A 277-nucleotide genomic window follows, 5' to 3' on the forward strand; every position below is an offset into this window, starting at 1 on the left:
CTTCAACAACACACTATAGTAGTGGTCCAGCGCCGATTCTATTCTCTTCAGGTTACGTGACTCAAAAACGTTGGTGGACAATGAACTTGATCTTAGGTTTCGTCTACTTTATTATCTGGATTAGTTTAGGATCACTTTGGATGAAAGTAATTGGTATATTTTAAAATATTTAAATTAGTGCTCGAATCTCATTGATTTGGGCGCTTTTTAATTTGTATTTAAAATCAACCTTTGCTAAATCAAGACTCCCTTTTTAAAATACGTTTATCCTTTAAAT

1 protein-coding gene is annotated in these 277 nt (G+C 32.5%); it reads left to right on the top strand.

Annotated elements, in window-relative coordinates; genetic code table 11:
- Nucleotides 1-164 (top strand): anion permease (locus ACSBRB_RS10675; protein ID WP_435032732.1); only part of this gene is annotated, 164 nt, incomplete at its 5' end.
- Between the last annotated feature and the right edge of the window lie 113 nt (nt 165-277).

The organism is Staphylococcus auricularis (genome assembly GCF_051172115.1).
GTDB lineage: Bacteria > Bacillota > Bacilli > Staphylococcales > Staphylococcaceae > Staphylococcus > Staphylococcus auricularis_A.